Source organism: Brevibacterium sanguinis (assembly GCF_039528855.1).
Taxonomy (GTDB): domain Bacteria; phylum Actinomycetota; class Actinomycetes; order Actinomycetales; family Brevibacteriaceae; genus Brevibacterium; species Brevibacterium sanguinis.
This window is the reverse complement of the sequence record NZ_BAAAMB010000009.1, coordinates 255,034-275,566: the sequence shown is the minus strand read 5'-3', so window position 1 is coordinate 275,566 and position 20,533 is coordinate 255,034. Positions and strand designations below refer to the sequence as shown.

The 20,533-nt window shown below is 68.0% G+C and carries 14 protein-coding genes and 1 pseudogene; 4 read left to right on the top strand and 11 right to left on the bottom strand.

Features of this window, described 5'->3' with window-relative positions; translation table 11 throughout:
* On the top strand, window positions 1-1,358 hold a 1,358-nt coding region (locus ABD154_RS11545), incomplete at its 5' end, for an ATP-binding protein (RefSeq protein WP_486303276.1).
* Between the two features lie 49 nt (window positions 1,359-1,407).
* Here the strand turns inward: ABD154_RS11545 and ABD154_RS11540 are convergent.
* From ABD154_RS11540 to xsc, 6 genes are all read right to left on the bottom strand, one after another.
* Window positions 1,408-3,147 (bottom strand): class I adenylate-forming enzyme family protein, encoded by a 1,740-nt coding sequence (locus tag ABD154_RS11540; RefSeq protein WP_198498296.1) that lies wholly within the window; start codon window positions 3,145-3,147, stop codon window positions 1,408-1,410.
* A gap of 180 nt (window positions 3,148-3,327) precedes the next feature.
* Window positions 3,328-4,494, bottom strand: a complete 1,167-nt coding sequence (locus ABD154_RS11535) for an acyl-CoA dehydrogenase family protein (RefSeq protein ID WP_198498297.1) — start codon at window positions 4,492-4,494, stop codon at window positions 3,328-3,330.
* A gap of 144 nt (window positions 4,495-4,638) precedes the next feature.
* A complete protein-coding gene (locus tag ABD154_RS11530) occupies window positions 4,639-5,565 on the bottom strand; it encodes a CobW family GTP-binding protein (protein WP_198498298.1) in 927 nt (308 codons plus the stop codon).
* Entirely contained in the window at window positions 5,565-7,241 is a 1,677-nt protein-coding gene (locus ABD154_RS11525) for an amidohydrolase (RefSeq protein ID WP_198498299.1), read from the bottom strand. The genes ABD154_RS11530 and ABD154_RS11525 overlap by 1 nt, the downstream gene beginning before the upstream one ends.
* Window positions 7,231-8,697, bottom strand: a complete 1,467-nt coding sequence (locus ABD154_RS11520) for a sodium:solute symporter family protein (protein WP_198498300.1) — start codon at window positions 8,695-8,697, stop codon at window positions 7,231-7,233. Before ABD154_RS11520 ends, ABD154_RS11525 begins: the two co-directional genes overlap by 11 nt.
* 61 nt (window positions 8,698-8,758) lie before the next feature.
* Window positions 8,759-10,579: a sulfoacetaldehyde acetyltransferase gene (xsc, locus tag ABD154_RS11515; protein ID WP_198498301.1), complete on the bottom strand. Its 1,821-nt coding sequence runs from the start codon at window positions 10,577-10,579 to the stop codon at window positions 8,759-8,761.
* Window positions 10,580-10,724: 145 nt separating this feature from the next.
* Here xsc and ABD154_RS11510 point away from each other — a divergent pair, with 145 nt between their 5' ends.
* From ABD154_RS11510 to ABD154_RS11500, 3 genes are all read left to right on the top strand, one after another.
* Window positions 10,725-11,573 (top strand): IclR family transcriptional regulator, encoded by an 849-nt coding sequence (locus ABD154_RS11510; protein WP_232623539.1) that lies wholly within the window; start codon window positions 10,725-10,727, stop codon window positions 11,571-11,573.
* 103 nt (window positions 11,574-11,676) lie between these two features.
* On the top strand, window positions 11,677-12,654 hold the full coding sequence (locus ABD154_RS11505; protein ID WP_198498302.1) for an AAA family ATPase: 978 nt from the start codon (window positions 11,677-11,679) through the stop codon (window positions 12,652-12,654).
* Between the two features lies 1 nt (window position 12,655).
* Window positions 12,656-14,410 carry a cobaltochelatase CobT-related protein gene (locus ABD154_RS11500; RefSeq protein WP_344251332.1) on the top strand — a complete coding sequence of 585 codons (1,755 nt, stop codon included), beginning with the start codon at window positions 12,656-12,658 and terminating at the stop codon, window positions 14,408-14,410.
* Window positions 14,411-14,463: 53 nt separating this feature from the next.
* Here ABD154_RS11500 and ABD154_RS11495 read toward each other — a convergent pair whose 3' ends face one another.
* From ABD154_RS11495 to ABD154_RS11475, 5 genes and pseudogenes are all read right to left on the bottom strand, one after another.
* The gene (locus tag ABD154_RS11495; RefSeq protein ID WP_198498304.1) at window positions 14,464-16,050 is read right to left on the bottom strand and encodes an APC family permease; all 1,587 of its coding nucleotides are present in this window, start codon (window positions 16,048-16,050) and stop codon (window positions 14,464-14,466) included.
* A 16-nt stretch (window positions 16,051-16,066) separates the two neighbouring features.
* The gene (locus ABD154_RS11490) at window positions 16,067-17,233 is read right to left on the bottom strand and encodes a phosphotransacetylase (protein ID WP_232623540.1); all 1,167 of its coding nucleotides are present in this window, start codon (window positions 17,231-17,233) and stop codon (window positions 16,067-16,069) included.
* Window positions 17,234-17,240: 7 nt separating this feature from the next.
* Window positions 17,241-18,614: an aspartate aminotransferase family protein gene (locus tag ABD154_RS11485; protein WP_232623541.1), complete on the bottom strand. Its 1,374-nt coding sequence runs from the start codon at window positions 18,612-18,614 to the stop codon at window positions 17,241-17,243.
* Window positions 18,615-18,785: 171 nt separating this feature from the next.
* Window positions 18,786-20,303, bottom strand: a complete 1,518-nt coding sequence (gene pdxR / locus ABD154_RS11480) for a MocR-like pyridoxine biosynthesis transcription factor PdxR (protein ID WP_198498306.1) — start codon at window positions 20,301-20,303, stop codon at window positions 18,786-18,788.
* A gap of 1 nt (window position 20,304) precedes the next feature.
* Window positions 20,305-20,533 (bottom strand): annotated as a pseudogene (locus ABD154_RS11475) (universal stress protein); the annotation flags it as partial.

Below are 20,533 nucleotides of genomic sequence, written 5' to 3'. Positions count from 1 at the left end.
ACATCGCCGCCGAGGAGACGGGCGAGGTCGCCGTCGTCGACGACGTGCGCATCGCCATCACGGGCATCGCCGACATCACCGTGAGCCCGGGAGCGTCGCCGGTCGACCTCGATCGTGCCGTGACGACTGCCGAGCGCGCGCTCACCGCAGAGATGGAGCGTCTCGGTGTCGAGTCGCTCGACCAGGCGCGCGAGCAGGCGAATCGCCGGGCGGATGCCGAGGCGGTCGTCACCGAGACGACGGCGACGCTGACGGCGCTGCTCGGACGGGACAAACGCGACGACCTCGACGCGAAGCTCGCGCGCGCCGAGGCGCTCATCGCCGGTGACGGCTCGGCAGAGGATGCCCAGGCCGAGTCCGCCCGCGAGGAGCGGACTGCCGAGGACGCCGCATCGGTCGATGAACTCGAGGAGATCGTCGCGGAGGCCGACGCGGCAGCCGACGCAGCCCAGACCGCCGTCACCGAAGCCGAAGCCGACCTCGAGCGCACCCGCGCCGTCCGCGACGAATCGCGAGTCGACACGGTGCGCGCTCAGACGACCCTGCAGGAGGCTCGGACGCAGTCGGAGCGGTTGCAGGCGGCGGTGGCCGCCGCGCAGGCCGACCACTCCGATGAGAGTCTCGCCGCAGCCCTCGACGCGGCTCGGGCACGGGCCGAGGAGGCCGAGGCGGCGCTCGGCAAGGCGAGAGCCGCCTATGAGGCGGCCGACCCCGAGACGCTTGAGGCCAGGCGGGACAACGCCCGCAAGGTCGTCGCCGACAACGAGGCGCAGCAGACTGCGGACCGGCAGGAGGTCGACCAGCTCACGGCGCTCATCGACGATCGCCTCAGCGAGGGCATCTTCGAGAAGGTCGGGGCGGCACGGGAAACGCTCGAGACGGCGGAGGCGAGACTCGCGAGGGTCGAGCGGAGCGCGCAGGCGATCGCGCTGCTGCGCTCGACGGTCTACGCGCACAAGGCCGAAGCTCAGCGGAAGTATGTGGCGCCCTTCAAGGAGCAGATCGAGCGGCTGGGCCGAATGGTCTTCGGTCCGACGTTCGCCGTCGAGGTCTCCGAGGATCTCGAGATCGCCTCACGGACGCTCGACGGCACGACTGTGCCCTTCGATTCGCTCTCGGGCGGAACGAAGGAGCAGCTCTCCCTCATCGGGCGCCTCGCCGTGGCCGCCCTCGTCGACCCGCAGACCGGCGCCCCGGTCATCCTCGACGATGCCTTCGGATTCGCCGATCCCAAGCGCCTCGCCGCCCTCAACGTCATCCTCGGCCGGATCGGCGAGACCGCGCAGGTCGTGCTGCTCACCTGTCAGCCCGACCGTTTCGCCCGTGTCGGCGGGGCCTCCCGGGTGAGCCTGGGGTAGGTCGGTGCGCCCGGGGCGGTGCGATCTTATGGTCGGGCCGGACCGGGGATCACCCGGTGGCGGCTCCGCGGTCGCCTGAGGCTGCTGCCGTGGCAGCCGCGGCGGCATCGGCGCGGATCGTGCGGCGCAGGATCTTGCCCGAACTCGTCTTCGGCAGCTCGTCGATGAACGTCACCTGGTGAGGGGCCTTGAACGAGGCGAGACGGTCACGGCAGTAGGCGATGATCTCCTCAGGGGTCGCCTCGGCGCCGGGCTGCAAGGTGACGAACGCGGCGACATCCTCACCGCGGTACTCGTCGGGAACACCGACGACGGCAGCCTCCTGAACCGCCGGATGGGTGTAGAGGACATCCTCGACCTCACGCGGCCACACCTTGTAGCCGGAGGCGTTGATCATGTCCTTCTTCCGGTCGACGATGAAGAGCCACCCGTCCTCATTCATGTAGCCGACATCCCCGGTGCGCAGCTCTCCGGCGGGGATCTGATCGGACGTGGCCGTGGGGTTGTTGATGTACTCCGAGGCCACCTCGGGGCCTGAGATCGCGACCTCGCCGAGTTCGCCCGGGCCCACCGGCTCACCGGAGTCATCGAGGATCCGCACCATCGTGTCCGGCTGGGGGAGCCCGCACGAGAGGTTGCCACTGTCGGGATCGACCGGTGCCTGCAGCCCGAACGGGACGCTGACCGCCTGCCCCATCGTCTCCGTCAGTCCGTACCCCTGGCCGATGTCGATGCCGAGCTTCTCCTTGAACTTCGTGACGAGTCCCTCGGGCAGGGGCGCGCCACCGGACATGACGCGCTTGAACGAGGAGAAGTGGTCGGCGGTGACGGCGGGATGGGCGAGCATCGCCGTGTAGACGGTGGCCGGACCCGCCATGTACGTCGGCCGCTCCCTGACGATGAGCCCGAGGAACGACTCCGGTTCGAACCGGTAGTTGAGGATGAGGCGCGCGCCACCGGAGACCGCGGCGATGAACTGGCAGATGAACCCGGTGATGTGGAAGATCGGGGCGAGCGTGAGGTAGCCGTCGCCGGGCTCGAACCACGAATTGCGCATGTTGTAGCGGGAGTTGCTCGAGACCGCCGCATGCGTGCCCGACGCTCCCTTCGACCGACCCGAGGTTCCGGAGGTGTAGACGACGAGCGCTTCATCCTCGGGCGCGACGTCGACGGGCGTGAAGTCCGCATCGAGATAGGCGTCGACGACGGCTTGGAAGTCCGGCCCGCCGAGGTGGTCCGGCGCACCCGGTTCCGGGCTGACCCCGGGGGTGCCGGGAAGGGCGTCGAACAACGCGAAGAGCTTCTCGGGTCCGTCGACCTGGTAGCTGCGGTCATCGGCGAGCACGATGGTGGGAATGTCCGCGGCAAAGGGCCTGACGCGATCGAGATAGGCCGCTTTCGACACGACGAGCGCTCTGACCTCGGCGTCGGAGAACACGTGCTCGAGTTCTCCGCGGTACATCGGATTGAGGGGGACGACGACACCGCCGGCCTTCCAGATCCCGTAGGTCGCGATCATGAACGCCGGCGTGTTCTGGTCGTAGATGCCCACCCGGTCACCGGGTGTGATGCCTTGGTCGCTGAGGTAGGCGGCGAACGCCGTCGAATACCGGTCGAACTCCGCCCATGTCGGTGCGAACCCGAAGTACGTCAGCGCCACCTCGTCGCCGTGCGCCTCGACGGTCGCCGCGAGGTCCCGCAGCGTCGTCGACGTCTCGAGGACGTGCGGTGTCGGGGCGATGTCGCCCCACGTCGCCATCCACGGTCGGGTATCGAACCAAGAGCTCATCGCGTCATCGCCTCCAGCGTCGTCGGCGGCCGCGCACGCGCATCGTCGGTGATGAAGTCCGCGTCGACCCTCCGAGTGAACATTCGTTCAGTGCTCTTCACCCTATTGACGTCGACCGGGGTGCGTCAATGATTTTCTGTGATCGGCATCACAGGATGGCCGGGTCCCGGTGTCACGGCCTCAGCGTGTGCGGTGGCGCTGAGCGATGTCGCGGCCGATGAGCTCCTTCATCACTTCGTTGGCTCCGCCGAAGATCGCCTGGATCCGGTTGTCTTTGAACACGCGCGCGATGGGGTACTCGAGCATGTAGCCGTAGCCGCCGAAGAGCTGGAGGCAGCGGTTGACGACTTCGATCTCGAGGTCGGAGCCGAGGTATTTCGCCTTGGCGGCGTCGACTGCGGTGAGTTCGCCGGCGTTGAGGGCCAGCGCGCATCGGTCGATGAACGCCTCGAGCGCGTCGACACGGGTCTCGAGCTCGGCGAGTTCGAAGCGGGTGTTCTGGAAGTCCCCGATCGTCTGACCGAACGCCGGGCGGTCGAACACGTAGTCCGCCGTCCATGTCAGGGCGGCGCGCGCTGCGGCCAAGGTCCCCGAGCCGATGAGGAGGCGCTCGGTGGGGAGGTTGACCATGAGGTGGATGAAGCCGTTGTCGAGTTCGCCGAGGAGGGCGTCGGCCGGAACGCGGACGTCGGTGAACGAGAGCTCCGCGGTGTCCTGCGCCTCCATCCCGAGCTTCTTGAGCTTGCGTCCGCGCTCGAAGCCCGGAGCGTCGGCGTCGACGATGAAGAGCGATGTCCCGCGGGCGGCCTTGGCCTCGGGGTTCGTCCGGGCGACGACGATGACGAAGTCGGCGTGGATGCCGTTGGTGATGAAGGTCTTCGCGCCGTTGATGACCCACTCGTCGCCATCGCGCACGGCCTTCGTCGTGATGCCCTGGAGGTCCGAACCGGCATTCGGCTCGGTCATCGCGATCGCGCCGATCATCTCACCGGTCGCGAGGCCGGTGAGGTACTTCTCCTTCTGCGCCTGCGTGCCGAAGGCCATGAGGTAGCCGGGGACGATGCCGTCGGACACGCCCCACCCCGCGGTCACTCCGCCGACGCCTCGGCGCGCGATCTCCTCCGACCGGACCATCTCGAAGCGGAAGTCGTCGACGCCGGCGCCGCCGAACTCCTCGGGGATCGCGAGCCCGATGATGCCGGCCGCCGCGGCCTTCTCCCACATGCCCCTGTCGACGAGGTGGTTCTCCTCCCACTCCTCGACGTGCGGCACGACCTCCCGGTCGAGGAAGGCGCCGACGGTGTCGCGGAAGGCTTCATGGTCGTCGTCGTACAGGTTGCGCTTCACAGGGTTCGTCCTCCATTGGTGCCGTGAGCGGGCCGCCTCCGCCTCGTCGCGGAGCTCGTGACCACAGTCACTGATCGTTCGTTCAGTTTGGCACTCGCCGCGAGGGCGGTCAAGCAGGGGCGCGTCGCCGGCCGGGTGAATCCGTCAGCGCACCGCCGCCAGCGCAGACGCGACCGTCTCCACGGTCCTCTGCGCGTTGTCTCCGGCGGCGATGAGCACGATGGTGCCGAGTGCCGTGCCCGGCGGCGCAGATGATCGCGGCAGGGGGCGTGACTCAATGCGCCCGGACGCCAGATGCACCTCGTGCCAGCGTCCGTGACCGTCGCCGATGAAGCCCTTGGCGCGGGCGAGGAGGGCACGGTGGTCGGAGAGGATCGAGAGGATCGCGGCCGGATCCACGGTGTCGAGTCCGTCGACCGTGCGCGAACAGTGGACTCCACCTGCATCGGGTGCCGGCGCTGGGGCGCCGGGGAGCGTGCCCGCCCGGGGACTGACCTCGGTTCCGCAGAGCCGAGCAGGGAGGTGCGAAGGATCGGCATCGAGGATCTCGGCGTTCGGAGCCAACCGCAGACTCGCCTGTCGGGTCCATGCGATGTCCGCGGCGGAGGCACGGTCCGCTTTGGTCACGAGGACGATGTCGGCCCCGCCGATCTGGCGTTCGACGAGATCGGAGACGAACCGATCGGACAGCAGTGTGCGGAGATTCGTCGCATCGGCGCAGACGATGATCGGACCCGGTGCGAAGCCGGGAAAGCGCCGCCAGGCTCCGAGCACGGTGGGATCGCCGACCCCACTGACCTCGACGAGGACGTGGTCGACATCGTCACGGTCGGAGAAGGCGCGCATCGCGCGGCCGAGGTCATCGGTGATCTGACAGCAGATGCAGCCGTTGGTCAGTTCGACGGTGTCCTCGGTCTGTGATGCCACGAGGGAGGCATCGATGCTGATCTCCCCGAAATCATTGACGAGCACGGCCGTGCGTCCGAGGGTCCCCGCCGCCAGGAGGGCATTGATGAGCGTCGTCTTGCCGGAGCCGAGGTAGCCGCCGATGATGCTCAGGCGTGCGCTCATCAGCTGTCTGCAGGGGCGGCGATGCGGGAGTCGAAATGGCGGCCGCCGACGACGGTGCCGCGGACGTGGATATCGCCGATCCGGTCGGGGTCGACCTCGTACGGGTCGTCAGCGAGGATGGCGAAGTCGGCATACTTGCCTGCCTCGAGCGAACCCACCTCGTGGTCCATGTGGAGCATATGGGCCGCGCCCAGCGTCATCGCCCGCACGGCCTCGTCGACGCTGATCGCCTCGCCGTCGCCGACCACCCGTCCGGTCTGGCTCTTGCGCGTCACGGCGTGCGTGATCGTGCGCAGCGGTCCCAACGGGGTGACCGGCGAGTCCGAGTGCAGGGAGATCGGGACGCCCTCCCGCAGTGCGGTGGCGGCGGCGTCCATGCGTCGGGCGCGGTCGGGACCGAGGGTGATGTCCATGTGCTGATCGCCCCACGCGAAGATGTGATTGGCGAAGATGTTCGCGCAGGCGCCCAGCGCTGCCAGGCGCCGGTACTGGGCGGCCGTCGTCAGCTGGGAGTGCGTGCACGTGTGCCGGTGGTCCGGCCTGGGGGCTTCGGTGAGGACGCGCTGCAGGGTCTGGAGGAACAGCTCTGTGGCCTGGTCGCCGTTGCAGTGCACGTGGATGAGCAGTCCTGCGCGGTGGAAGACGCTGAACGCCGCATAGAACTCCTCGGGGGTGACGTTCCACAGCCCGTTGGGCTCGTCCCCGAAATAGCCCGGCGCCTCGAGTCGGGCGGTGAACCCCTGGATCGACCCGTCGAGCATGAGTTTGACGTTGCCCAGGCGCAGGTGCGCCGATGACTGTCCTGCGAGGTCGACGAGGCGCGCGGCATCATCGCTCAGTGACGGCCGCGGCGCTCCGACGCCCGCACCGAAATGGAAGACATTGAGGCGGGCCGGAAAGGTCTCGTCGACGACGCTGCGATAGAGGTCGACGCCGGCATCATCCATCAGCGTCAGCGACCCGAGATCGGTCAGCGTCGTCGTCCCGGTGTTCACCCCCTCCTGTCCGAAGGCCCGCAGCGCCGCGGCGTCGATGCTCAGCGGACCGGTGCCCTCGGTCAGGTCGCTGACCAGCGCCATCGCGGTGAATTCCCGCAGTTCGCCCGTCGGTGCTCCTGACGAGTCCTTGACCACGCCCGGCACCATCGTGTCTGCGCTGATGCCGTAGCGCGACATGACCGCGGAGTTGACCACGCACGCGTGCACGCTCGTGTGGATGACATGGATCGGTCGGTGCGGCGACACGGCGTCGAGGTCGGCTGCGGTGAATGCCTCCCCGGGGAAGTAGATGGGGTCGAATCCCCACGCGAGCAGCGGCTGCTGCGGATCGTCGAGCTCAGCTTCGGCGACTCTGAGCCGTTCGACGACCTCGTCGATGCTCGTGCAGCCGGGCCAGTGGCGCCCGCTGGGCTCGGTGCGGTCGAGGAATCCGACGTAGGTCTGCTTCCACACATTGCCGGTGCCGGCATGGGTGTGCGCTTCGACGAATCCCGGGAGGATGACGGCATCCCCGTAGCGCTCGTCGAGGACGGCACCCGGGTAGGTGAGCAGCTCCTCGACGATGCCGACCGCGCGGATCCGGTCACCGCGCACGGCCACGGCCTCAGCGACGGGGAACGACGGATCACCGGTGCGGATCCGCCGCGCGGGGTAGACGATGGTGTCCTCAGGATTCATTGCTCAGTGTCCTCGATTCGTGGGCGTCGGTCGATTCGCCGGTCGGGGTCCCGCGTCCCTCCAGCGCGTAGGCGGTGACGGTCTCGTTGGCGGAGTGCCGAGACACAAGGCTGACGATCACCAGGGTAATCGCTGAGACGAGAAGTCCGGGGGCGATCTCGTGCAGACCGAAGGGAGTGCCTGCCAGCCTCCACAGCACGGCTGCGGCGGCAGCCGCCACCATGCTGACGATGACCCCGGTCGTCGTGGCTCGGCGCCAGAACATCGCCGCGAGGACGGGCATGACGAGCGTCGACGCGGTGAACGTCAGCGCCAGCTCGTAGATCGCGATGATGTCGTCGATGAGCAGGGCGATGACCAGTCCGAGCACCGCCATCGCACCGACCGACAGCCGCGAGACGACGAGGATCCGCTGGTCCCCGGCACCGGGGTTGACCCACCCCTGATAGATGTCCTTGGAGATGTTGATGGCCCCGCTGAGGAGAAACGAGGTGGCGCCGGTGAGCAGGGCGGCGACGAGGGAGACCATGAGCAGGCCTCCGAGCCACGGCGGGAAGATCTCGGAGATGAAGCTCGTGTAGACGAGGTCGGGTTTGGTGTCGGCGGGAAATCGCTGGAGGGCGGCGATGCCGATGAGGACGGCGACGACGCTGACGAGTCCGGACACGATGAAGCCGATCGTCACGGCCGAGTATCCGATCTTCGGCGTACTCGCGGCGGTCAGCCGCTGCCAGGTGGTCTGCCAGACGATGTAGAAGGGCCCGAAGATGAGGAACCAGTTGAGGAGTTCCATGCCGCCGATGCTGTCGAACTCGAGCAGCTGTGGGGGAGTGGCTGCCACGACCTCTGCCGGACCGCCGAGCGCGGCGATGCCGACGACGAGAGCGAGGACCACGCCGGCGAGGATGACGACGGTCTGGATCGCGTCCGTCCAGGCCACACTCGGCAGTCCGCCGATCATGGTGAAGGCGAGCGTGACGAGGAAGCCGAGGAGCACTCCCCAGAACGTCGGGATCGGTGTCACCGACGACAGCAGGGCCGCCATGCCGACCAGCTGCATCCCGAAGGTCGGGGTCATGTAGAGCAGTCCGGTGATGAGGGCGGGGATGAGGGCTGCGGCTCTGCCGAACCTGCGGGCGAAGAGCTCCGGCAGCGTGTAGAGCCGGAGCCTGCGGATCGTCGGGCCGAGGACGATGACGGTGGCGATGGTGAAGCCGACGAAGGCGAGGCTGGTGATGAGGTAGGAGACACCCAGGGTGAATCCCTTGCCGGCGGCGCCGATGAGGGCCGCGGAACCGGTGACGGTGGCGATCACCGATCCGCAGATGGGGAAGAAGCCGAGGCTGAAGTCGCCCATGACGTAGTTGTCGGCCGTCTTGACCGTCTTCGAGGAGCGGAGGCTGACGGCGAAGAGCAGGGCGAGGAACGCGAGTATCCAGACGATGTACCAGTTCAACGGAGTCTCCCTACGGCGAAGGGGCGCACGGCTTGCTGCCGCGCGCCCCTGATCCTCTTCCTCAGACGAAGTCCTTGTATTTGTCGAGTGTGCGGACCGGCATCCGCAGTGCGTCGCGCCGGAACGGATCGCCGAGCTCCTTCGTGCACATGATCTCGATGACCGTGGTCCTGCCCTCGTTCATCTGCGCATCGACGGCCCGCTGCAGTGCAGGGCCGACGTCCTCGAGCCTGTCGACGACGATCCCATCGGCGCCCATGCTCTCTGCCATCGCCGCGAAGCTCTCCCCGTTGTCGAGCTCACCGGCGATGAAGCGGCGACCGTAGAACTCGACCTGGTTCTTCTTCTCCGCACCCCACTGGCGGTTGCGGAAGACGACCGCGGTGACGGGGATGTCATGGCGGACGGCGGTGAGGACCTCGACCATGCTCATCGCCCAAGCGCCGTCACCGGCATATGCGATGGCCGGGCGCTCCGGAGCGGCTCGCTTCGCGCCGATGATCGTCGGCAGCGCATAGCCGCAGTTGCCGAAGCTCATCGGGGCGAAGAAGCTGCGCGGACGCTCGAACCGCAGGTAGCTGTGCGCCACCGAGTTGATGTTGCCGATGTCCGTGGAGACCATGACGTCGGCGGGCATCGCCTTCTCGAGCTCACGCAGCACCTGACGCGGATGGAGCCAGTTGCCCTCCTCCTTCTCCGCTTCGTCGATGACGTCGAGGGAGAACTCGTCCTTCTCATGGGTCCAGGAATCGAGTTCGGCCTCCCAGGCCTCCTTCTCCGCGCGGATGAGATTCGCCCGCTCGTCCTTGGTGGCGTCGCTGATGACGGTCTTCTCGTTGAGGCGCCCGAGGAGCTCGGCGGCCACGGCCTTGGCATCGCCGCAGATGCCGACGTCGATCTTCTTCACCAGTCCGAGCATCTTGTGGTCGGCGTCGACCTGGATGATCTTCGCCTCCGTGGGCCAGTACTCGAACTGGTACTGCGGGAGCGTGCCGAACGGTCCGAGGCGGGTGCCGAGCGCGAGGACGACGTCGGCCTGATTGAGCAGGGTCATTCCCGCCTTCGACCCCTGGTAGCCCAGAGGGCCCGCCCACAGCGGATGGCTGGCGGGGAACGAATCGTTGTGCTGGTAGCTGTTGACCACGGGTGCGCCGAGGCGCTCGGCCAGGGCGATGCACTCCTCGACTCCGTCGGCCATGACGACTCCGCCGCCGGAGATGATCACCGGGTTCTTCGCCTGGGCCAGCAGCTCTGCGGCATCGTTGAGGCTCTGTTCGCCGCCCGCACCGCGATCGATGCGCTGGGGCTGCGGGATGTCGGGGGCCGCCTCGCCGTAGAAGTAGTCACGGGGGATGTTGAGCTGGGTGGGCCCGATCTCCGACTGGGCCCGGTCGAAGCAGCGGGCGGTGAACTCGGCCATCCGCGCGGGGTTCGTCACGTGGCCCTGGTACTTCGTGAACTCCTGGAACATCGGCAGCTGATTGGCTTCCTGGAATCCACCGAGCCCGATCGAGTTAGTGCCCGCTTCGGGCGTGACGATGACGACCGGGGAGTGCGCCCAGAAGGCCGCCGCGATCGCGGTCACGCAGTTCGAGATGCCGGGCCCGTTCTGCCCGATGACCACTCCGTGGCGGCCGGATGCCCGAGCGTATCCGTCGGCCATGTGGGCCGCGCCCTGTTCGTGGACGACCGGAACGAAGTCGATGCCGGCCGGCGCGAAGATGTCCATCGCGTCCATGAATGCCGATCCCATGATGCCGAACACATCGGTGACGCCGTTGGCCACCATGGTCTCGACGAATGCCTCCGAGGAGGTGATCTTCTGCGGTTTCGGAGCGTGTTCGGGTGCGTCGACCTCGGTCCGATCAGCGAGTTCTGTCATGCCAACTCCTCCTTGAGGTTGGGAAGACCACGTCTTCGAGGTCTCGTTTATTCGTTCAATTCGGATGAAAAAGTTGAACACTTAGAACACTAGGCGGTGGCGGGCGACCGCGTCAATACGTGTTCCGGTTATTATTCTGTTTGGTATGATTTTCCGAGACACCAAGGAGGGCGTGCTCATGGACAATCTCGCGGAACCGGGCCTCGGCGCCGAACTCTCGCTCGTCGGGGAGACGCCGGCGCTGCGCCTCATCTCGCTGCTCGAGCTGATCTCGACGCGCGACGAGATCTTCACCCTGCAGTCCCTCGTCGTGCAGACCGGACTGCCCAAGCCCACGCTTCACCGCATGCTCCAGCAGCTCGAGGGCGCCGGTCTCATCACCCGGCACAGCGACGGCCGGCATTATGGAACGGGTGCGCGCCTGCGGCGCATGGCCGAGGACATTCTGCTCAACGACACACGGCACGGGGCTCGTCGCGCGATCCTGGCCCAGCTCGCCGAGGATGTCGAGGAGAGCTGCAACCTCACGACGGTCGCCGGCAGCGACGTCATCTACCTCGACCGCGTCGAGACTCAGCACCCCCTGCGGGTCCACCTCGAAGCGGGAGCCCGCGTGCCGATCCACGCATCGGCCAGCGGGAAGATGATCATGTCCCAGTACGGTGAGACTCAGCGCCGCCGTCTGCTGGCCGGGTCGCAGCTGCCGGCCTTCACCCCACACACGATGACCGATCCGGACCGCATCGACGCGGAGCTCACCGAGATCAGGGAGCAGGGATTCGCCGTCGACCGCCAGGAGTACCTCGACGGACTCGTGTGCCTGGCCGTGCTCGTCCCCGGAGAAGCGGGGAGGTCGAATCAGTGCGTGGCCATTCAGGCCCCGGTGCTGCGGAAGTCCGAGGACGATCTCGTCGCTCTCCTGCCGCTGGTGCAGGCCGCAGCCGAGAAGATCTCCCGCATCGACGACATCGACCGCAGCACCGAGATCGCCTGATACGACCACGAATGCGTCGCCGGAGCGGACCGCCTCTCGCCTCGGGGAACGCCAGACGAAGGGAGCGCCGACCATGCGCACCGCCACGGATCCGCTCAGCACCATGTCCGACCCCACGCCGGCCGGGGACTCGATCACCTGGGAATCCGCCCGTCGGCTCTTCGGCCTCGACAGCGACCTGCAGGTGCCGCGGCTGACCGGCGACGACAGCCTCGTCCCGGACATCGATCCGAACTACCGCTTCGACCCGGAGGTGACCCGGGCCGTCCTCGCGGGGTTCATCCACAATTCGCGCGTCCTCATCCAGGGTCTGCACGGCACGGGAAAGTCCACGCACATCGAACAGGTCGCGGCACGGCTCAACTGGCCGGTCATGCGGATCAACCTCGACGGTCAGATCTCCCGCACCGATCTCGTCGGCAAGGACCAGGTCGTCATCGAAGACGGCCATCCGCGCACCCGCTTCGAGGACGGCATCGTCCCGTTCGCCCTCGGCCGACCGATGGCGCTGATCTTCGACGAGTACGACGCAGGCAGGCCCGAGGTGATGTTCATCATCCAGCGGCTGCTCGAGCGGGAGGGTCTCTTCACGCTCACCGAACAGAACCGCGTCATCCGTCCGCACTCCCAGTTCCGGCTCTTCGCGACGGCGAACACCGTCGGACTGGGCAACCTCAACGGCCTCTACAGCGGCGTCAAGCGACTCAACCAGGCCCAGCTGGACCGGTGGGGCATCGTCGCGAAGCTCGACTATCTGACACCGCAGCGTGAGTACGAGGTCGTCACCGGCCAAGTGCCCGGGTTCGTCGAGCGGTTCGGGAGGGAGACGGCGGAGACCATGGTGTCCGTGGCGAACATGACCCGGACAGGTTTCGCCGCCGGCGATCTCTCCGCGCTCATGTCTCCGCGCACCGTCATCTCCTGGGCGCAGAATGCCCTGATCTTCAACGACGTCGAACTCGCCTTCAAGTTCTCCTTCGCCAACCGCTGCGACCCGTCCGAGCACGTTCTCCTCGGCGAATTCCTCCAACGCGGCTTCGGCACCGATCCCGCAGTGCTGACCTCGCTGTCGGTGGACTGAGATGGACCCGTCGACCCGACCGCGGGGACACCGCGATGTTGCCGACCGGTCCCGCTCGCGGGGCGCCGACGAGCAGCGACGCATCGACCGGACATTGGCAGGAGTGCTGCGGGCGCTGTCGGGAGACTCCGACCTCGACCGCTGGGGCGCCCGTCCGATCGACACCCACGGGAGACTTCCTCTCAACGCTCCGCACCTCTATCCCTCCTTGGCCGATGCCGGCCTCTCCTCCCTGCGCGGAGCCGCCGATGCGATGGCGCTGCGGATGCGCCACAGCGACCTCGGCGATCACAGGTCAGCCCTTCCGGACTCGACGGCGGAGCGGCTCGTCGTCGAGGTCCTCGAGCAGTTCCGATGCGAGGCGCTGGCGGACCTGCCCGGGGTGCGACAGAATCTCGCGCAGCGGCACACCGAGTGGTGCCGGGAGTTCCTCGGCTCGCGCCTGCACGAGACCCACCAGGGGATCCTTCTGCTCACGATCACGGTGGTCGCGCGCTCGACGCTCACCGGAGAGCCGATCAGCGAGGACTGCGTCGACCTCATCGAGGCGACCCGAGCCGATCTCGCCGCGGACATGGGTGAGCTGCTGGTCCGCCTGCGACGGACGCGGACGTCCCAGTCGGCGTTCCTTCCCGCCGCGCTCGACTTCGCCGCGTTCGTCGCGGCGCGCATGGCCGAGAACGAGGAGCAGTGGGGCCAGGGCACCCGACCGCGCCGCAGGGGTACCGCCTCGGCGTTCTCACTCGTGCTCGATGTCTCCGAGAGTCCCTTCGCCGCTCCCGGCGGGTCGCCGGAGTCGCCGGGATCGGCCGGCCGCGGCTATGCGATCTGGGACGCGAGCTTCGACAGCACCCGTCACATCTGTGACGTCGTCCGCCCGGCGCAGCTGCGCGATCTGCGTCGGCAGCTCGATGAGCAGACGCAGGACCGGCGAGCGCCGGTGGCGCCGATCATCAGCCGACTCCAGCCCGTCGTCGCCGCTCCGGTCGAGGTCTGCGACCTCGAGGACGGTGAATCCGGAGTCCTCGATCCGCGCCGACTCTCCCGCCTCATCACCTCACCGGGGGAGCGCCGTGTCTTCAGGGATGTGACGACGACGGGTCAGCCGGACACCGCGGTGACGTTCCTGCTCGACTGCTCGGGGTCGATGAAGCCCCACGCCGCCGGACTCGCCGCTCTCCTCGATGGTCTCGTCACGGCCCTCGACCGTCTCGATGTCGTCACCGAGGTCCTCGGCTTCACCACCGGCGCGTGGAACGGCGGACGACCGAAGAGGTCCTGGCAGAGGTCCGGGTCCCCGGCCGGCATCGGTCGACTCAACGAGGTCGACCACCTCGTCTTCAAGGACTCCGCCACCACTGCCCGCCGGGCCCGCTTCGCTCTCGCCGGCCTGCTCAAGCTCTCGCTCTACCGGGAAGGCGTCGACGGGGAAGCGGTGCGCTGGGCGCTCACGCGCCTCGACCGGGTCGATGCCGCGCGCACCGTGCTCGTCGTCGTCAGCGACGGCAGTCCGGCAGACGGGGCGACCGCGGAGGCCAACGACGAGGACTATCTGGCGAGGGACCTCGCTGCGACGATCGCGGCGGCGGCGCGTCCGGACCGTCACCTCATCGGAGTCGGCCTCGGATGCGACGTCTCCGACTTCTACCAGTCGGCGATCGCCCTTGAGCCGGAGACTCTCGGCGATCGCGCCTCGACCCGCGCGGTCGTCGAGGCCCTGAGGACCGCGCTGGGACGCCACGGCGGTCATGCCTGAGCGTTCCCCGGCTGACCGGGTGCTCAGGCATGACCGCCGTGGCGTGCGGACTCTCAGCCCTCGCGTGAGGTCTCGTCGTCGGGCTGCGGCAGTGCACCCTCACGGCGCAGCTGCGCGCGTTCCCTGAAGCGGGTCGGTGCCGGACGCTCGTTGCCGAGGACGAGCATGTCGACCTGAGCGTCGGTGAGGCGGCGGTTGTGCCGGATTCGGGAGACGAAGAAGACGATGCCGATGACGATCCAGACGGCCAGCGCGATGAGGGACTCCCTGCCCAGGGCTCCGGGTGACCCCGGAATGAGGAGCAGGCCCATGAAGAAGACCGCGATGACGGCTCCGAGACCGCTGAGGACCTTTTTCACCGTCGAGTAGGTGCCCGGCAGAGCATCCGCGGCCGGAGTCTCGCTGCTGGGGCGGAAGATCCGGAAGGCGCACAGACAGGTGTAGAGGTAGGCGATCGTCACGCCGATCGAGGACATGTCGACGACCCACGTGAGTGCGGCACGGCCGAACCATGGGCTGATGAGGCAGATGAGCATGACGGCGAGGATCCCGATGTGCGGGGTCTTGTACTTCGGGTGGAGACGGGCGAAGACCGGCGGAATCATCTGTGCCCGGCCCATCGCCAGGAGGATGCGACTGGCGGAGACGTAGAAGCCGTTGAGGCCGGTGCTCACCCCCATCGTGATGGCCACGGCCAACAGGAACAGACCGGAGCCGCCCATGATTCCGGTGACCGCCTCGGCGGTGCCCCACGCCGATCCGGACGTCGCGAGCTCCTGCCACGGTTCGGCGACCGCCACGGCGAAGACCATCGCCATGTAGAGGGCCGCGGCGGCGAGGATGGCGAGGATGATCAGCCGCATCGCCTTGCTCGGGGAGAAGTCGAACTCCTCTGCGGCTTGGGGGACGTTGTCGAATCCGATGAAGGCCCACGGGGCGATGGCGACGATGGCGAAGATCGCCGCCGACGGGTTGACACCGTCGGGCAGGCTCGGCGACATGTTCGCCATGACGGAGACCGGACTGGCGAGCACGGCGATGAGGATCGCGGCGACGGCGACCATCATGATCACGCAGGCCCAGAACTGGATGCGGCCGGAGATCGCGCTGCCGCGGATGTTGAGCAGGGCGAACACGACGAGCGCGGTGATCGAGATGAGGACCTCCGGCAGGTAGACGTCCCATCCGGCGACCGTGTAGAGATATCCGGTTTCGATGATCGAGGGCATGAGCGTGCGGAAGAGGAGAGCCAGCGCCGAGGCGTTGAGGGCGACGATGCAGATGTAGCCCAAGGTGAGGAACCATCCTGCGAAGAACGCCTGCACGCGACCGAAGCCGATGAGCGCGTAGGCGAGTTCGCCGCCGGAGACCGGGAAGGTGCGGATGAGGAAGCCGTAGCTGACCGCGATGACGATCATCAGCGCCGCACCGATGCCGAAGCCGGAGAGCACGCCCAGCGGTCCTCCGGTGGCGAGCCAGTCCGTGGGAAGGATGAACGCTCCCCACCCGACCGCCGAGCCGAGGGCGATGGCGAAGACCCATTGCGGTTTGAGCGTCTTCGCGAGCCGCTCGGGCTGATCGTGGTGTGCGGTCACGGCAGGTGCTGTCTGCGGGGTCGAATGCTCTGTTGACTCGGACATGGAACCTCTTCTTCAATCACGAACGTGTGATCGTTCGGCGCGGTGAATGGGAGCGCTGAGGGCGGGTGCCCGTGGCGCCGGTGCGCCGCGCGGCCGCACGTTGAGTGGGATCTGCGACGGAGCGCCGATCGCGGCTCTGCGTCGTCAGATGCTGGAGGGCGGTGATGAGGGCGACATTGACGATGTCGGTTGCGCTCGCCCCGCGGGACAGGTCGTTGACAGGCGAGGCCAGGCCCTGGAGCAGCGGCCCGAAGGCCTGCGCATGGGCGAGGCGCTCGGCGATCTTGTAGCCGATGTTGCCGGCGGCGAGATTGGGGAAGATGAGCACATTGGCGTGCCCCGCCACCGTCGACTCGGGCGCCTTGGCGCGCGCCACGGAGTCGATGAGCGCAGCGTCGAACTGGAGCTCCCCGTCGACCTCGAGATCGGGGTGCGCGGCGCTCAGAGCGGCTGTCGCCGAGCGGATGATCTCGAGGTCGGGGTGATCGGCCGAGCCGGCGGTGGAGAACGAGAGCATCGCCACTGCCGGCGACTCCCCGGTGATCGAGGTGAAGGTGTCCGCGGTGGCGCGGGCGATCGCGGCGAGCTGGGCAGCATCCGGGTTCGGCACCACGGCGCAGTCGCCGAACCCGAGATACCGGCCGTCGGCGAGCTTCATGAGGAACGATGAGCTCAGCAGCGCGGTGCCCGGTGCCAGACCGAGGATGCGCAGCGCCGAGCGGATGACGTCGGCCGTGGGGCGGGTCGCACCGGCGACGACGACGTCCCCGATGCCGGCCGCCGCTGCGGCCATTCCCAGGTGGACGGGATCGCTCAGCCAGGTGTCGGCCGCTCCCGCATGGCGTCCCACCGCCTTCGCCCGGATGACGGCGCCGGCCGCACCGTGGGCGAGGTCGGCCGCCTCGACCGTCGGGAGGACCGGCCGACGCGGACCGTCTGCGCGGAGGGCGCCGACGGTGCCCGCATCGCCGATGAGCACGGGGGCCAAGCCGAGGTCGGCGAGCACACCGGCCGCACGCACCACCCGCTCATCGTCCCCCTCGGGAAGGATGATCCGGGGTGCGGGCATCCCCGCACCCTCCTCGCGCACTCGCGTCACGAGCAGATCGTCGATGCCGTCCGGCATCGCGGTCGGCTCCCCGGCGAGGTCGGGCGCGGCGTCGGCGACCGGTGAGCTGCTCATCGCTGCCTCAGACCGCGGTGAGGAGTGAGGCGCCGAGGTGGGCGTCGACTGCGCTCATGACGTGGTCGACCTTCGTCAGCAGGTCGTCGAGGACGTCCTGGTCGGCAGTCAGCGGCGGGGAGAGCACGAGCATCGTCGCTCCGCGGTTGTCCGGCCGCGTGATGAGCTGAACCTCTCTCATCGCCGCGGGGATCACCTCGGTGAGGACGGTCTTCGACTCCTCCGGGGTGAGTTCGCGACCGGTCTCCCGATCGCCCATCATCTCGATGGCATAGAAGAATCCGGCCCCCCGATACTCCCTGATGCTGCGATGGTCCTCGACGATCCGGTCGAGGCCGTTCTGGAAGTAGGGTTCGAGGCTGCGGACATTGCCGAGCACGTTCTCGTTCTCCACGGCCGTCAGATTCGCCACGGCGACCGCGGTGCTCACGGGGTGTCCGCCCCAGGTGGCGCCGTGCGTGAACAGGCCCGCCTGCGGTGAGGACAGCACGGCTTCGGCCAGCGGTCTGCGGATGATGACCCCGCCCAGGGGCGCGTAGCCGGAGGTGGAGCCCTTGGCGAAGGTGATGAGATCGGGGACGACGTCGAACTTGATCGAGCCGAACCACTCGCCGAGGCGCCCGAATCCGGTGATCACCTCGTCGGCGACAAGCAGGATCCCGTGTTCGTCGCAGATCCTGCGCAGCTCCTGCCAGTAGCCGTCGGGAGGAACGAGAGCGCCGCGGGAGTTCTGCACGGGCTCGGCGAAGAGCGCGGCGAAGGTGTCGCCTCCCTCAGCCTCGATGAGCTCGCGGATGGCGCGGATCGAGGGAAGATCCGCGGCGGTGCCGCCCTCGGGGATCGTCTCGCCGAGGGTGTTGGGGACGTGGAAGACGCCCGGCATGAGATCGCCGAAGGGTGCCTTGTAGGCCGGGATCCCCGTGACGGCGAGGGCCCCGAGAGTCGTCCCGTGGTAGGCCATGTCGCGGGCGATGATCTTCGTGCGCTGCGGTTCACCCTGCGCGACGTGGTACTGGCGCGCGAACTTCACGGCTGACTCGACGGCTTCGGACCCCGAGTTGACGAAGAACACGGTCTCGAGGTCGCCCGGGGCGTGCTCGGCGATGAAGGTCGCCGCGTCGATGGCTGCCGGGTGGGCCGAGCCCCAGTTCGTCCAGTAGGCGAGCCGGCTCATCTGCTCGAACGCGGCCTGCGGGATGTCCGTGCGCCCGTGTCCGATGTTGACGCAGAAGAGGCCGGCCAGGCCGTCGAGGTAGCGGTCGCCGTTCTCGTCGGTGAGATAGCTTCCCTCACCGCCGACGATGATCGGCAGACTGTCGTCGTTCCACACCTTCCCGGTGGTGAAGTGGGGGAACAGGTGCTTCTGTGCACGGCTTCTCATATCCGAGTTCGTCACGCGACTCTCCAATCCTGCAGTCGTGGCCGCCACGACGGTGTGTGCGGCCGGGATCATCGATGGAAGTGATCCTGGTCTCACTCTGGTGTCGACGGGCCCGCGGCTGAAGCCCCAATCCGGTGGCATTTCTTTGGTACCAGCGCGGGGATCGGCATCTCAGCTGGTCAGAGGACTGCCGAGCAGGGATTCGAGCGCGAATCTCAGCTCCTTGACACCGGCGGGGATCGCCTCCAGTCCGATGACGGAGAAGCCGAGGCGGAAGTGGTTGCGCGAGCCCTGCGGATCGAGGAAGAACGCGTCACCGCCTTCGATGACGACCCCGCGGCGCAGGCATTCGGCGGCGAGGTCGCGGGCGTCGAGCTCGGGCGGACCGGCGATCCAGACGCTCACCCCGCCGGCCGGGAAGGGGATCGTCCACGGCAGCTCGGCCGTCAGCGCCTCGGTCAGGCGCAGCCATTTCTGCCGCAGGTGGGTGCGGCGGCGGACGACGGTGCGCTGGTACTGCCCGGATTCGATGAGCAGACCCATGGCGCGCTGGGTGTGCCCGGAGACGTGGCGGATGGAATAGCGGCGGTGGGTGCGCAGCCGTCGGATGAGCCCGGAATCGGCGACGATGTAGCCCAGCCGCAGACCGGGGGCGAGGAACTTGGAGAACGATCCGAGGTAGATGACGTGATCGGATCCCGACAGTGCTTTGAGTGCAGGGGTGGGCTTGCCGCGGTAGCGGAACTCCGAATCGTAGTCGTCCTCGATGATGAGCGAATCGGCGGTGCGCGTCTGCGCGAGGAGGTGTCGGCGCCGTGCCGAGTCGAGGGTGACGTTGCTCGGGCAGTGATGGCTGGGTGTGACGTAGAGGAGATCGGGCGGGCTGTCGGGCACGACCATTCCCCGGCGGTCGACGGGGATGCCCTCGAGGCTGCCTCCCATCCGGGCGAAGGAGTGCTTGGCATCCGGGTAGCCGGGGTCTTCGACTCCGACTCGCATCCCGGGGTGGATGAGCATCTGCGCGAGGAGATCGAGCCCCTGCTGCGAGCCGGCGGTGATGAGGACGTTCTCCGCGCCGACGTGGATGCCGCGCGCCGGCAGGATCCGCTGGCACAGCATGTCGACGAGCATCGGATCGTCCTCGTCGACGGCATCGCGCACGGAGTGCCAGAGATGTTCGGGATCCATCGCGGTGCGCAGCGCCTTCGCCCAGGCGAGGCGGGGAAACTCCTCGGGATCGATCTGGCCCGCCACGAAGGGGTACGGGCGGGAGCGCCAGTCCTTGGGCTTGACGATCTCCGGCAGTGCGGCGTCCGCCCCCACGCGCACCTTCGCGGCCCAGTCGATCGACTCCGCTCGATCCGGCACCGGCTCGGTCGCGTCCGTCTCTCCCTCGACGAGCTCGCGATTGACGAAGTGGCCGCTGCGCGACCGGGCTTCGACGAGCCCGCTGGCGACGAGTTCCTGGATCGCGGCGTTGACGGTGTTGCGGGAGACTCCGATCTCGCGCGCCAGCGTCCGGGACGACGGCAGGGGAGTGTCGAGGTTGAACGCTCCGGACATGATCTGATGCTCGAGAGCTTTTCGCAGCTGCCGGTAGAGGGGTTCATCGGCAGCGGCGCTGATCTCGATCGGCGATCGGATCTCGGTCCGGCGACGGTCGTGCTGATCGTCGGAAGTCGCGCTCATCTCAGATCGGCTGGGACGGACTGTCCGCACCGTCGAGGGGATGGTACCGGGGGATGACGACCATGGGCACGGGCAGACTGCGGAGCATCTTGTTGGCAGTGGTGCCGAGGAAGATCGTGTGGCGCTGCGCCAGTCGGCTCGATCCGATGAGGACGATCTCTCCCTCGCTCCAGTCGAGGCTCTCGATCGCGGCCTCCGTCGAGCGCCCGCGAGCGATGTCGACGGAGACG

What these genes read in the sequence shown, in the direction of transcription:
- ABD154_RS11540 (WP_198498296.1), bottom strand. Translation starts at nt 3,147, where the DNA reads ATGAGCTCTTGGTTCGATACCCGACCGTGGATGGCGACGTGGGGCGAC.
- ABD154_RS11530 (WP_198498298.1), bottom strand. Translation starts at nt 5,565, where the DNA reads ATGAGCGCACGCCTGAGCATCATCGGCGGCTACCTCGGCTCCGGCAAG.
- ABD154_RS11525 (WP_198498299.1), bottom strand. Translation starts at nt 7,241, where the DNA reads ATGAATCCTGAGGACACCATCGTCTACCCCGCGCGGCGGATCCGCACC.
- xsc (WP_198498301.1), bottom strand. Translation starts at nt 10,579, where the DNA reads ATGACAGAACTCGCTGATCGGACCGAGGTCGACGCACCCGAACACGCT.
- ABD154_RS11510 (WP_232623539.1), top strand. Translation starts at nt 10,725, where the DNA reads ATGATTTTCCGAGACACCAAGGAGGGCGTGCTCATGGACAATCTCGCG.
- ABD154_RS11505 (WP_198498302.1), top strand. Translation starts at nt 11,677, where the DNA reads ATGTCCGACCCCACGCCGGCCGGGGACTCGATCACCTGGGAATCCGCC.
- ABD154_RS11500 (WP_344251332.1), top strand. Translation starts at nt 12,656, where the DNA reads ATGGACCCGTCGACCCGACCGCGGGGACACCGCGATGTTGCCGACCGG.
- ABD154_RS11495 (WP_198498304.1), bottom strand. Translation starts at nt 16,050, where the DNA reads ATGTCCGAGTCAACAGAGCATTCGACCCCGCAGACAGCACCTGCCGTG.
- ABD154_RS11490 (WP_232623540.1), bottom strand. Translation starts at nt 17,233, where the DNA reads ATGAGCAGCTCACCGGTCGCCGACGCCGCGCCCGACCTCGCCGGGGAG.
- ABD154_RS11485 (WP_232623541.1), bottom strand. Translation starts at nt 18,614, where the DNA reads ATGAGAAGCCGTGCACAGAAGCACCTGTTCCCCCACTTCACCACCGGG.
- pdxR (WP_198498306.1), bottom strand. Translation starts at nt 20,303, where the DNA reads ATGAGCGCGACTTCCGACGATCAGCACGACCGTCGCCGGACCGAGATC.